We start from the raw sequence: 13,546 nt of genomic DNA, 5'->3' as shown, positions 1-13,546 counted from the left end.
CGAACTCTTAACCAGATATCGAGAACTTCAACCAGATACGGAGAACTTCAACTAAATTTTAAAAGATGCCACTTTTTCACTTCTACAATCGATTGTAAGAGTGAAAAGGTGGCATCTATTTAAGAGAAAAGTTCTGAACATAGGACAAAGCCCTAATGGAATAAGGTGTAATAGGTGTAATTAACAGATATTTACAAAGGGGGGATACTGTTGGTGCAAAAAGTATTAGTCTTTGGAGATATTGGCATTGATGATACGGTTGGGCTTATTTATTCCTATTTTAATGATGAGATTGATGTGGTTGGGGTTGTTGCTGACTATGGAAATATTGCTAGGGAGAAGGCTTTAGCAAATGTGCACTACATCAGAGATCTTTATAATGTCGCTGAAGGGGTGGAGGTATTTGGTGGAGCTGAAATACCAATGACAGGCGAGACGCCGGAATTTTTTCCGGAGATTCATGGAGAATACGGACTTGGTCCTATTATTCCTCCAAAGGTTGAAGATGGGGAAGTCATTGAAAACTTTTTTGGGATTATCGACCTTATTGAGAAACATCAGGATGAATTGATTATTGTTAACATTGGGAGATTAACTTCCCTTGCAACGATGTTTATTTTGTATCAGGAACGTATGCTTAATGTTAAAGGTTTTTATATAATGGGTGGGGCATTTTGGGTTCCTGGAAATGTCACCGCTGTATCTGAGGCAAATTTTTATGGGGACCCTATTGCAGCCCAGATTGTGTTAAAATATGCTCATAATGTTACGATTATACCATTGAATGTAACGTCACAGGCGATTGCAACTCCCCGTATGGTTGATTACATTGACATGGCCGACGAAACGAAGATAATTAAAACGTTATTGGATTATTATTATGATTTTTATAAAGAACGCAATCCAAATATTCAAGGGAGCCCGTTGCATGACGTACTTACTCTAATGGCGGTCATCAATGAGGATATGTTAGGCTATCAAACATTGCCAGTACAAATCGTAGAAAAAAATGGAATAGTTAGAGGACAAAGTATTGCGGACATTCGTCCATATGCCGTTACAGAAGAAACAGAGAAGAAGAAACTGCATCGTATTGCATTCGAACTAGATTATAAGAAATTTTATACAAACTTTATGACGGTGATGACAGGGCAGCAATTTGAATAAACAGGTGAGGTGAAACACATCGATATTTTACAGGCAATCAAACAACGACGGTCTATTCATAATTTTAAACAAGAAGAGGTAAAAGAAGTTATTTTAAAAGAAATTTTCACTTATGGGTCGTACGCACCTACACACTATATGAAAGAACCCTGGAATATAAAGCTTTTTCAAAAGGAAGGTAAACAAGCTTTTGTAGATGCAATTATTGCAAGTTATCAACGAATTGGGATGCTTAAGGAAGATGATGATCCAAAAACTCAGAAAATGATTGCATCTATGCGGGACTTTCTGCTGGCGGTTCCACAGCATGCGTTGATTTACTTCGAAAAAGAAGAAGATCCTGTACGCTATGAAGAAGAATATGCAGCGGTGTGTGCGTTTATTCAGAACACACAGCTAGCTGCGTGGGAGTATGGTGTTGGCATGCTTTGGACGGTCACTCCATACATGCATGATGAAGGATTTGTAGAGGATATTGGATTGGATAGTAAAAGAATGAAGGTTGCTGCTGTTATGCAGATTGGATATCCAGAGCGCGTTCCCAGGGATAGAGGACGCAATCGGATTGAAGATAAGCTGGAGATAATTTCGGAATAAAATAAGTTATTGGTGGTTGGACATGGTTAACTTCACGTGATATCAACCGGAAAAATGATTATATCGACTGGATAGACGTGATATCAACCGGAAAGTGAATATATCGACTGAAATAATGTGATATCAACTCAAAAATGAATATATCGACGGAAATAACGTCATATCGACCCAAATCTGGATATATCAACCAGAACTAGGCAGCAAACTATGTTTACAAAAAAATTGCTCGGACCAAACACATGGTCCGAGCAATCAGCTAGATTTATTCCGTTTTCTCCTTAACAAATTCCACAACTTCTTCAGCTGTTCCCATCGACAAGATCTTGTCCTTGTACGAAGCTAGTTTTTCTATCGATAGGTCGTGAATTTGTGTACGTGCTTGCAGGATTGATGTTGCACTCATGCTGAATTCATCTAAACCGAGTCCTAACAGAACCGGAATGGCAATTGGATCGCCGGCCATTTCACCGCACATGCCAACCCATTTGTTTTCATTATGTGCGGCATCAATTACATTGCTTACCAGATTTAGAATTGCTGGATGATATGGCTGATATAAATAGGATACATGTTCATTCATCCGGTCTGCTGCCATTGTGTACTGTATTAAATCATTTGTACCAATGCTGAAGAAGTCTACTTCTTTGGCAAACTGTTTTGCAATTACAGCAGTGGATGGAATTTCAACCATAATTCCTACTTCAATTTGATCCGATACGCTAGTGCCTTCTTTTTTCAGGTTTTCTTTTTCATCTACAAGAATTGCCTTAGCTTGGCGGAATTCTTCGAGTGTTGCAATCATAGGGAACATAATCTTTAAATTACCGTGTACGCTTGCACGCAATAAGGCACGTAATTGTGTGCGGAAAACATCTTCATTTTCTAAACAGAAGCGAATCGCACGAAAGCCTAAGAATGGGTTTAATTCTTTTGGCAGGTCGAGATAACTTAGCTCTTTATCGCCACCGATATCCAATGTTCGAACAACTACTGGTTTGTCGTCCATTTGTTTGAGCACAGACTTATATGCATCATATTGTTCCTCCTCGGTAGGAAGCTGGTTTTTACCCATGTATAAGAATTCTGTGCGATAAAGGCCGATTCCTTCTCCGCCATTGTCAAGGACGCTTGATACATCCTTAGGTGTTCCGATATTTGCAGCAAGTTCAACCTGCTCGCCGTCTGAGGTTTTTGTAGGCTCATTCTTCATTTTAGCCCATTCTTCTTTTTGTCTTGCAAAGGTTTCCTGCTTTTCCTTGTAAGTTGCGAGCTCTTCATCTGAAGGGTTGATAATTACGTTTCCTTCAATTCCATCAACGATCACCATGTCATTTTGCTTAACGGAACTGGTGATTTCCTTTGTTCCAACTACAGCTGGAATCTCAAGAGAACGTGCCATAATTGCTGAATGGGATGTACGCCCGCCAACATCGGTAACGAAACCTTTCACGAAATCTCGGTTCAATTGTGCAGTGTCAGAAGGCGTCAGGTCATTTGCGATTACAATGACTTTTTCATCGATTAATGCAGGGTCGGGAAAAGTTACTTCAAGTAAATGCGCTTTAACCCGCTTTGTAACATCCTGAATATCGGCTGCACGTTCACGCATGTATTCGTTATCCATATTTTTAAACATGTCGATAAACATATTGGCTGTTTCGTCTAAAGCAACTTCAGCCATTACGTTATCCGAATTGATTTTATCCTTAATAGGTTTAATAAGCTCTGGATCACTTAAAACAAGCAAATGAGCGGAGAATATTTCGGCATGCTCATCACCCATTTCCTTTTTAGTATGTGCCTTAATTTTTTCTAATTCCTGTTTGGATATTTCCAATGCCTTTTCCAACCGTTCAACTTCTTTATTCGGATCGTCAATCGGTTTTGCTTCATATGTTAAATCTGGTGTGACTAGCTGATATGCTTTAGCAATTGCTATGCCATTTGATGCTGCTATCCCTTGAATCATAATTTAATAAACCAACCCTTCAGTTAAAAATTCATTTATCCATTCTATATTTTATACCCTTTAATACTATGAATTCAAGCATTGTCAGTCGGCGACACAAAGGTTTCATAATGAAAACGCTTAACGTTGTATTTGTTGCTGAATCCATTGATAAATAGTCTGATATACCTCATCACGATTGATTTCATTTAATAATTCATGTCTTCCATTCTCATACAGCATTGTCATAACATTTTCAAGCCCCGCTTCATCGTAGAGGTGAGCAGTTTTCCAGACTCCATTACCATAATCACCGACAGGGTCCTCCATTCCGCTTAACAGAAGCATTGGCAGGTCAAATCGAATTGATTTATTTAATTTTTTATTGTGAATTGTTAGAATGCCATCCATTAAATCATAGAAAAACCTTGCTGTTGGTATATGTCCGCAAAGTGGATCTTCCATATATGTTTGAACAATTTTTTCATCAGCTGTAAGCCAATCGAAATTGGTTTTTCGACTTTTAAAATGCTTGTTGTACGAATGAAATGATAGAGAATTCATTAATTTTGACTTTTCTTTTGGCGGAAGTGTGGAAGCTATATATTTTGCCAAGTGACTCGTTGATTTTGGATAATGACCTGTCCCAGATAAAATAACCCCATTAATTAGTGCGCTGTTTTCCTGAATATAATTTCTGGCTAAAAATGAGCCCATACTGTGTCCGACTAAAATTAATGGTGTATCCGGGTATTCCTGTTTTATTACTGATGTAATTTGTAATAGATCATTTTTTGTTTTCTCAAATCCATCTTCATCAGCTAGATAACCAAATAATCCCTGTTTCTCTCCTGTTTTACCGTGGCCACGGTGATCATTTCCATACACAAAGATGTCATTTTCAACTAAAAAATCAGCAAATTCAGTATAACGACTGATATGTTCCACCATGCCGTGTGCGAGTTGTACGATGGCTTTTGGCTTTCTTAAATCATTGAACCATTTCTTAACATAAACATCAACATGATCCGGCATTTGTAACCAAAATGATTTTTCCACTTGTATCCACCCAATCCTAAACTTATTATTAATTATATGATAGAATGAAAATCACTAAACGTCCAAAGTTTTGCAAAAAATCACTTGCTATCTCAACGAATATTATGCTAAAGTACATATAGGTAATTGTGCGTTACAGGAGGTGCCGTTGAATAATGGTAGAGTTCGTAAATATAGTATTAGTTATTGATGCAGTTATTATGATTGTACTTGTTTTATTACAGTCAGGTAAAAGTGAAGGGCTGTCTGGAGCAATTTCAGGTGGTGCAGAACAGCTTTTCGGTAAGCAAAAAGCACGTGGTGCAGATTTAATCCTGCATCGTGGAACAGTAATTACTGGAACGTTATTTTTTATTCTAGCTTTCCTAAGTGCATATGTCCTTCAATAAATGATAACCCTTATCGCAAATAATGTGATAAGGGTTTATTTATTTTCAGATGTTTAATAATAGGGTATGGTAAGTAAAGTGGTATTAATTAGCAAAACAACACACGAACAAACAGAAATAGAATAAGGAGTTGTTCCATAATGAAAGTTAAACTTCCAAAACCTTTTACGTTTGAAGCAGGCCCACGTGCGGTATTGTTATTACATGGGTTTACAGGACATTCAGCTGACGTACGGATGATGGGGCGTTTTTTGGAAAAGAAAGGATACACCAGCCATGCTCCGATATACCGTGGACATGGACAAGAACCGGAAGAATTAGTGAAAGCGAGCGCTGATGAATGGTGGGAGGATGTTCAAAATGCCTTCAATCATCTGAAGGAGCTAGGTTATAAGGAAATAGCTGTTGCTGGATTATCACTTGGTGGAGTTTTAGGATTAAAACTGGCATACTCTGAACAGGTTAAAGGGATAATACCAATGTGTGCACCAATGTTTTTCGACAATGAGGAAGAACTTACAAAAGGATACAAATTTAAAGCAAAAGAATTTAAGCAACTAGAAGGCAAGGATGCGGATACAATTCAGCAGGAAGTAGCGGAACTAATTGAGAATTCACAAGTTATGTTTAAAGATCTTGGAGAGCTCATTACACAAGTCCAAAACAATATTGATACTATTTACACACCGACCTTTGTCGTACAAGCACAGCAGGATGAAATGATCAATAAGGAAAGCGCTACATACATCTATGAGAACGTTGAAGCAGATCAAAAAGATATTAAATGGTACGAAGAATCAGGCCACGTGATTACAATGGACAAGGAAAAAGAACAGCTGCATGAGGATGTATTTCAATTTTTAGAATCACTTGATTGGAACGAATGATTATAATTTGGTTAAAAAGTTAACAATACTAAAGAAAGAAGGTGAGCATATGAACGAAACGATAAAAGAGCGTTTGCGAGATTTTTTTAATGAACATAGGGAGAAGCCTTTAGCTGTTGAGGAATTAGAAGACTCATTGGACCTAAAAGGATCAGATGAATTTAAGGAACTAGTGAAAGCATTAAATGAACTTGAGGAAACTGGTGAACTCGTTCGAACACGTAAAAACCGGTTTGGACTGCCGGAAAAAATGAATCTGGTCCGCGGAAGAATTCAGATGCATGCAAAGGGATTTGCGTTTCTAATACCTGATGATGAGGGACAAACAGACGTTTACATCCACCACTCTGATTTAGCGTCAGCAATGAATAATGACAAAGTGCTCGTTAGATTGGAAAAGAAAAATGATGATGGTAACAGGCCGGAAGGGACGGTTATTCGTGTTCTGGAACGTGCAACACATGCGATAGTTGGTACGTTTGAAGACAATAAATCATTTGGTTTTGTGATTGCTGATGATAAGCGGATTCCGAATGATATTTTCATCCCGAAAAGCATGACAAACGGTGCTGTCACAGGGCATAAAGTGATTGCACATATTACGAAGTATCCGGAAGGCAGGAAGAGTGCTGAGGGTGAAATCATTCAAATCCTTGGTCATAAAAGCGATCCTGGAATTGATATTATATCCATCATTCATAAGCATGGAATTAAAATTGACTTTCCAGAGGAAGTGCTGGATCAAGCTGCAAACACACCAGAAGAAATAGATGAAACAGAACTGGAAAACCGGCGTGACCTTCGTGATGAAGTTATTGTCACAATTGATGGGGCAGATGCCAAGGATTTGGATGATGCTGTGACAGTCAAGAAGTTGGGAAATGGCAACTATAAGCTTGGTGTATATATTGCAGATGTAAGCTATTACGTTGGACAGAACTCGCCAATTGATAAAGAAGCGTTTGAGCGTGGAACAAGTGTTTACCTGGTTGATCGTGTAATCCCAATGATTCCGCACCGGTTATCGAATGGAATTTGTTCGTTAAATCCGCAAGTGGATAGACTTACACTTGGCTGCGAGATGGAAATAACGGATGCTGGTGAAATCGTAAATCATGAAATTTTCCAAAGTGTAATTAAAACAAATGCACGTATGACGTACAGTGATGTTAACAAAATTTTAGTCGATCAGGATGAGGAAGTTCGAGTGAAATACAGTGCACTCGTACCAATGTTTGAACAGATGGAGCAACTTGCTTCAATTCTGCGTGGTAAACGATTCAATCGTGGAGCTATTGATTTTGATTTCAAAGAGGCTCAAGTACTAGTAGATGATAGTGGAAAGCCAAGTGATGTCGTTTTACGTGAGCGTTCAGTAGCGGAACGATTGATTGAAGAGTTTATGCTAGCAGCAAACGAGACAATTGCTGAACATTTCCACTGGATGGATGTGCCGTTTATTCACCGGATTCATGAAGATCCTAATGAAGGGAAACTCCAGCACTTTTTCGAATTTATTGCTGGACTAGGTTATGTTGTAAAAGGAACAGCAAATGAAATTCATCCACAAGCACTGCAAAAAGTAATTGAGGAAGTGAAAGATAAGCCAGAGGAAATGATTGTATCAAAACTTATGCTGCGATCCATGCAGCAAGCAAAATACGATCCGCAAAGTATTGGACATTTTGGGTTAGCGACTGATTTTTATACGCATTTCACATCACCAATTCGACGGTACCCGGATCTGATTGTACATCGGTTAATTCGCACATACTTGATCGAAAAGAAACTCGATGCGAAAACAACTAAACACTGGAAAGATTCCATGCCGGAAATCGCCCGCCACACATCAGGAAGAGAAAGAGCCGCAGTCGATGCCGAGCGGGAAACGGATGATCTTAAGAAAGCAGAATTTATGCAGGACAAAGTTGGCGAGGAATATACTGGCGTCATAAGTTCAGTTACAAATTTCGGCTTGTTTGTTGAACTGGAAAATACCATTGAAGGACTTGTGCACGTTAGCAATCTAACCGATGATTATTACCATTATGATGACCGAAATTATGCCATGATTGGTGAACGAACAGGAAACATCTATAAGATAGGTGAAGAAGTCGAAGTTCGTGTTGTAAAAGTTAATCTGGACGAACGGATCATCGACTTTGAACTAGCAACAAGCCAACCACAGCAACCTCAGAAGAAAAACAAGAAAACAATTAAAGCTAAAAAGGCGAAAAAGTAAGGGGATATCTTAGAATAATGACTGATATGGGGCAGAATGTTGCACCGTATCAGTCTTTTTCTTTGGCAGTAAGGTAGCATAATTACTACTGCATAAGTGCAACTGTGACCTTCACCATAAAGCATTGTCGAAAGCCGTGGTTACTAGTCGAACAATTCTGGTTGCATTTTGTTCCCCAATAGAATAAAATGTAACTGTTACTATAAATGTTTCCTTAGGTAAACATTTATTAATTCGGACAACAAAGAGGGAGAAAAGCTGAATGTCACATGATCTAATATTAGCATTTCTATTCACGCTTTTTGCGGGTCTGGCAACAGGTATAGGAAGTTTGTTGGCATTCTTTGCAAAAACGACGAACACAAAATTTTTATCCTTTGCCTTGGGCTTTTCAGCAGGCGTGATGATTTATGTATCGTTTGTTGATATTTTTGTCAAAGCAAAAGAATCATTAGTAGGAGAACTTGGTGAACAGGGTGGAAGCTGGCTTACAGTAGGATCTTTTTTTGCGGGAATTGCGCTAATTGCAATAATTGACCGTTTCATTCCAAAACAGTCAAATCCGCATGAGTTAAAGAAAATTGAAGATATGCGAAGAAATGGCAGTGCTGTAAATGACCCAGCGTTGCTTAAAATGGGGGTGTTCACTGCTCTGGCGATCGGAATTCATAACTTTCCAGAGGGGATAGCTACATTTGTATCTACCTTACAGGACCCAGGATTAGGTTTGGCTATTGCAATCGCGGTCGCTATTCATAACATCCCAGAAGGAATTGCCGTATCAGTCCCAATTTATTATGCAACGAATGATAAGAAAAAGGCATTTCGGTTATCGTTCCTGTCAGGGTTGGCTGAGCCAATTGGAGCTGTTGTTGCATTCTTAGTTCTTATGCCATTCTTAAGTGAAATAACATTTGGTGTAATTTTTGCTGGCGTAGCAGGAATTATGGTATTTATCTCACTTGATGAACTGCTGCCGGCGGCAAAGAAGTACGATGAAGCACATGTTTCAATCTATGGATTAATTAGTGGAATGGCAGTAATGGCAGTTAGTTTATTATTGATATTATAGTTTTGGGGGCTGTGCCGATTGGGTGACAGCCCTGAATTTTTCTCGTCTCTTTAAACAATTGGAATAATTACAGATAGTTTGATAAAATAAGGTTCACGCAAGGAGTAGGAGGAAGTTCGGTATGCCTAAAGGAAAAGGAAACGAAATCGCTAAAAACAGAAGAGCGTCACACGATTATTTTATAGAAGAAACGTATGAAGCAGGAATTGTTTTACAAGGAACTGAAATCAAGTCAATTCGTGCCGGTCGAATAAATATTAAGGACTCACACGCAAGAATTGACCGTGGTGAGGTAAAACTGATTAATTTGCATATCGCAACGTATGAACAGGGGAACCGGTATAATCATGATCCAACACGAACTCGTAAATTGCTTTTACATCGCAAGGAAATTGATAAATTAATTGGGTTAACACAACAACAGGGATATGCACTTGTTCCATTAAAAGTCTATATCAAAAACGGTGTTGCGAAAGTATTAATCGGACTTGGAAAAGGGAAAAAGAAATATGACAAACGTGAAGACCTGAAACGCAAACAGATGAAACGTGATGTTGATCGTGCTATCAAGGACAACATGAGGTAAAACCTTCCAGGGCTTGATTTTAGCATTGTTTATGGTATAATAAGAATTGTCGTTAGAAGATAAACGACATCAAATTAGATAATTGCTCGTTCTATTCCAAGCGATTCTCCTTTAAATGGGGACGTTACGGATTCGACAGGGATAGATTGAGCTCAGGTCGCGCGTCGAGGTTACGGCTCGTAAAACGTTAATTGCCTAAATATAACTGGCGAAGAAAACAATTCACCAGCTCTAGCAGCTGCCTAAGCACTGCTAAAGCGATCCTTCCTGCTATCGCCCGTGTGGCAGATTGAAGGGTCTCAAATGAAGCGGGCTACACTGTCATTCACCGTCTGCGGATGATAGTTGAAACTAATCAGACTAGCTACACGGAAGCCTGTTGGTAGGTTGACGTGCTAGTGAATGAGAATATACCAACTACACTCGTAGAAGCCTGAGTGGCGATATCTCTGGACGTGGGTTCGATTAGTAATAGTCGCCTTTTGTGGCAACACAAAAGTGAAAATCCGGCTTTATCGGTGAAACCTAAGTTGCTATTAAATATAAGATTTAAAATATCGACAAATTAGAAGCAAGCAGATCGAGGCGGAGTAGTTTTAAGGACCGGAATGTACCAAAGTACATGAGGGCCGGAAAAACAAGCCAACGAAGAGATGCGCAGCTTATCATTTGGTGATATTTTAATCATCTCCTAAGCAATACGGCAATACCGAGCGGTGTGTGGAGTAATCCAACAGCCGTGTATCGACTTATAGGCTGCCATTTTTTATGGTAGTACTAGGATGTGGAATATACCTGATAAGGGTAAAAATACATTTCACATAAGACGCCGGAGAGCCTAATAAGAATTAGGTTCAAGATATAGTCAGTGCCATGTCGAAAGCATGGAAGAGCACGTCCCACCGTCTCCACCAATACATATTTGGTGGTTTTTTTATGTAACAAGAGTTTTTAGTAACTTTCTTTAGTATTTTATTTGTTATTATATGGGCGGCATGATGTAATAACCGCTCCAACCCTTGGTATATAAGTGATTAGGATGATGTTGCTAACAAAATGCTAACATTATGATATGAAAAGAGGCTTCTCATTAGTTGAAACAAACTTTTGAGGAGCCTTTTTTGTATTTATTAATCTCCATCATTCTCTAGCTACAAAACGTTTGAGTGTGGGCATTCTCCTTCAACTTGTAACGAAACGGTGTTTCTATTGTAAATAGGATGCGCTAGAACCGTCTCCGTGCTTCCCCATTCATTTGAAAGGGGAAAATCGTTGCTCAAATAATAGAGTGAAATATGTTGTTGTCAGCTCCTTCTATCCATTCCTATTAAAAAAAGAATTTAGAAGCATATGTCAGGGAGTGTGAACAACTAAAATAAAGTGACTTCTAAATCCGATTTGAGGTATTAAAAAGTGACTTTTACTTGATTACAATGACTCAGCTATTTTCATGGAAATATATGATATAATTCTCTTATTGTTCCATGCATAGAACATTCAAACTATTTAATATATATAAAGGGTTAGGTGAGTCAATATGGCCGATACTGATGTGCGTCATAGTATAGCTGGTTATTATTATCAGATGTTGTTAGCGACCCGTGAATTATTTCATTTATTATCAAACTCTACAAATACTAATGACTATGTAGCAGTTGAGAAAGGCGCTGACATAAGAGTACATACAAAGAATGACAAATATGTTGAAGCGAAGTTCTACAAGGATGAATATTTCACTAGAAATTCTACAGCGATTAGGCATACGATTTATAATTTTTATAATGATTTCAAAGAAAACCAAATAGATAGAGTTAATGGGGATGAGTATATATTCACTACAAACTTACCTATTTCTAGAAATGACAAAAAATTTTTTTTGGACTGGAACCAAAGAGTAATAAAGGATTGGGATCCGTATCTTCGGTACATTAAACAATGTTTAATGTATGAGCATATTAAGCACGACAAGATTATGAAGGCAAGGTTTGAGAATTTTAAAGAAGCTCTTCCTTGTAATAAAAAAGAGGAACAGAGTAACAAGTTCTATTACAAAAATCTAGAAGAACATCTCCACTCTAACCCGAGTAAATACTACTATTATGTAGATCCCGAAATATTAGATGATTCTATGCTAAGAGATTTCATTTCCAAAATATCATTTAATTTTCCTGAAGAAAAAAAAGAAAAAAGCTTTTCTATTCATAAGCTTAAGACTGAAATAATAGAAATAATGAAAGATGACAATTACAATTACAATCTTAAGGATCATCAAATGGTTAGGATATATAACCTGATATTGGAGGAGTTTTTTCGGACCACTTATTCTAAGGATAATCAAGGAATAACTATGAACAAGGCTAAGGAAATAATTGATGAATTTGAAGAATTAGACTTGAAGTATCTTAACCAACAGATTGAATCCCAGAAAATGGAACAATACATTGAAGCGATATATGATTATATTAGTACGTACGAATATGAGCTTTCTGCAGATAATCCCGACCTTAAAGAGGAAATACTTTCATATTTAATAGAATGTAAAGAACAATTGTTCGAAGAGTTAGAAACTCATGGAGTAGAAAGTGTGTCTAAGCGATACTTAGTGGGGAGTTATGTAAGTGATCCTTACAGAATAATAGAAATGTTAAAAGTGATGTGTGAAGCTTCTGTTAGTAAAGTAAGTAATCTTGGTGAAATTAATTTGAGGGGCTTAGACGGCTTAAATAATTTCTCATATCTTGGCCTTGAGTCTTATTGCATTAAAGGTGGAGGGATTAGCCTAAAACCTCAAAGTCTGCTCGTGAAGTTTGCTGAAGAAGTAAAACAAAGGTATCAATATTCGGAATTATCCAAAACCAACACAGTAATATTCGATTCGCCTGCATATAAGTGTAAGTTTGATATGGAAGTTTTGGACAATACAGTACCTGATATAAGCGATACTTCGGATGAAAACTACAAACTAAAAGCAATGCTTAAATCAGTAAATTACAGATGTAATTATTGTTTAAGATTAGATCGTAGCTGTGAAGGATGTAGTTTTAAGAGTGACTTAAAAGGAGGATTAAAATGAAGGAATTGCTAGATATAATAGGAGTGAAAAATGCTTTCCCATTATCAGACTTGATAGAATTCAAAGAATGTTATTTATGTACTGACAATACGGATAAAGTAGTGATAGCTTTCAAAATGGATACAGTAGATGAAATGGAAGAAATAACCCTCTCAATACCTGTAATCAAAAACTACATAGAAATGATGCTAGACAATGCGGGTTCGGATAATTCTGGTAATTCTGAGTTACCTAGGTTTTTATGGGATATGTATGTTGTTGGCTTTTATGATACTAACCATAATACTTCTCTTGAACCAGAAGTGCTCGCTAAAGTACATAGAAATAAGTTCATTGCAAGGAAGTTGATTATTCAGTATGAGGACTTTGAGGACTTAAAAAGTCAGTATATGAGAGCCATCGAACCTCATAGATATTTGAATACACTAATAAATGATAATAATACAGAGGATCCTGAAGAAAAATCTTTAAAAGAAATAAAGAGCCGGTTTAATTACATCAAAGGTCTAGTTGAGTAAAAGAAGGA

Annotated in this window: 11 protein-coding genes and 1 other RNA gene; 10 read left to right on the top strand and 2 right to left on the bottom strand. The window is 37.6% G+C overall.

Annotated features, from left to right (window positions below):
• Positions 1–210 precede the first annotated feature (210 nt).
• Both ACTWQM_RS00265 and ACTWQM_RS00260 read left to right on the top strand, forming a co-directional pair.
• Positions 211–1,167, top strand: coding sequence for a nucleoside hydrolase (locus ACTWQM_RS00265; protein WP_443256165.1), 957 nt, complete (start codon positions 211–213; stop codon positions 1,165–1,167).
• Positions 1,168–1,176: 9 nt separating this feature from the next.
• Positions 1,177–1,764: a nitroreductase family protein gene (locus tag ACTWQM_RS00260; protein ID WP_443256164.1), complete on the top strand. Its 588-nt coding sequence runs from the start codon at positions 1,177–1,179 to the stop codon at positions 1,762–1,764.
• A 262-nt stretch (positions 1,765–2,026) separates the two neighbouring features.
• Here ACTWQM_RS00260 and ptsP read toward each other — a convergent pair whose 3' ends face one another.
• Positions 2,027–3,733 (bottom strand): phosphoenolpyruvate--protein phosphotransferase, encoded by a 1,707-nt coding sequence (gene ptsP, locus ACTWQM_RS00255; RefSeq protein WP_443256163.1) that lies wholly within the window; start codon positions 3,731–3,733, stop codon positions 2,027–2,029.
• Positions 3,734–3,853: 120 nt separating this feature from the next.
• Positions 3,854–4,771, bottom strand: coding sequence for a lysophospholipase (locus tag ACTWQM_RS00250; RefSeq protein WP_443256162.1), 918 nt, complete (start codon positions 4,769–4,771; stop codon positions 3,854–3,856).
• 155 nt (positions 4,772–4,926) lie between these two features.
• On the opposite strand from ACTWQM_RS00250, the gene secG reads away from it, so the two are divergent.
• The 8 genes from secG (at position 4,927) to ACTWQM_RS00210 (ending at position 13,538) form a co-directional block, all read left to right on the top strand.
• Complete coding sequence (secG, locus tag ACTWQM_RS00245; RefSeq protein ID WP_375053873.1) at positions 4,927–5,160, top strand: preprotein translocase subunit SecG; 234 nt, start codon at positions 4,927–4,929, stop codon at positions 5,158–5,160.
• Positions 5,161–5,300: 140 nt separating this feature from the next.
• Positions 5,301–6,047 (top strand): alpha/beta hydrolase, encoded by a 747-nt coding sequence (locus ACTWQM_RS00240; protein ID WP_443256161.1) that lies wholly within the window; start codon positions 5,301–5,303, stop codon positions 6,045–6,047.
• Between the two features lie 49 nt (positions 6,048–6,096).
• On the top strand, positions 6,097–8,289 hold the full coding sequence (gene rnr / locus ACTWQM_RS00235) for a ribonuclease R (protein WP_443257062.1): 2,193 nt from the start codon (positions 6,097–6,099) through the stop codon (positions 8,287–8,289).
• A 262-nt stretch (positions 8,290–8,551) separates the two neighbouring features.
• A complete protein-coding gene (zupT, locus tag ACTWQM_RS00230) occupies positions 8,552–9,361 on the top strand; it encodes a zinc transporter ZupT (protein WP_443256160.1) in 810 nt (269 codons plus the stop codon).
• A gap of 121 nt (positions 9,362–9,482) precedes the next feature.
• Positions 9,483–9,947 (top strand): SsrA-binding protein SmpB, encoded by a 465-nt coding sequence (smpB, locus tag ACTWQM_RS00225; RefSeq protein ID WP_443256159.1) that lies wholly within the window; start codon positions 9,483–9,485, stop codon positions 9,945–9,947.
• Positions 9,948–10,072: 125 nt separating this feature from the next.
• Positions 10,073–10,415: a transfer-messenger RNA gene (ssrA, locus tag ACTWQM_RS00220) on the top strand.
• Between the two features lie 1,069 nt (positions 10,416–11,484).
• Positions 11,485–13,020, top strand: a complete 1,536-nt coding sequence (locus ACTWQM_RS00215; RefSeq protein WP_443256158.1) for a hypothetical protein — start codon at positions 11,485–11,487, stop codon at positions 13,018–13,020.
• Positions 13,017–13,538 (top strand): hypothetical protein, encoded by a 522-nt coding sequence (locus ACTWQM_RS00210; protein WP_443256157.1) that lies wholly within the window; start codon positions 13,017–13,019, stop codon positions 13,536–13,538. Before ACTWQM_RS00215 ends, ACTWQM_RS00210 begins: the two co-directional genes overlap by 4 nt.
• Positions 13,539–13,546 lie beyond the last annotated feature (8 nt).

Source organism: Virgibacillus sp. L01 (assembly GCF_052246775.1).
Taxonomy (GTDB): Bacteria; Bacillota; Bacilli; order Bacillales; family Amphibacillaceae; genus Lentibacillus.
This window is presented reverse-complemented; position numbering and strand designations above follow the sequence as displayed.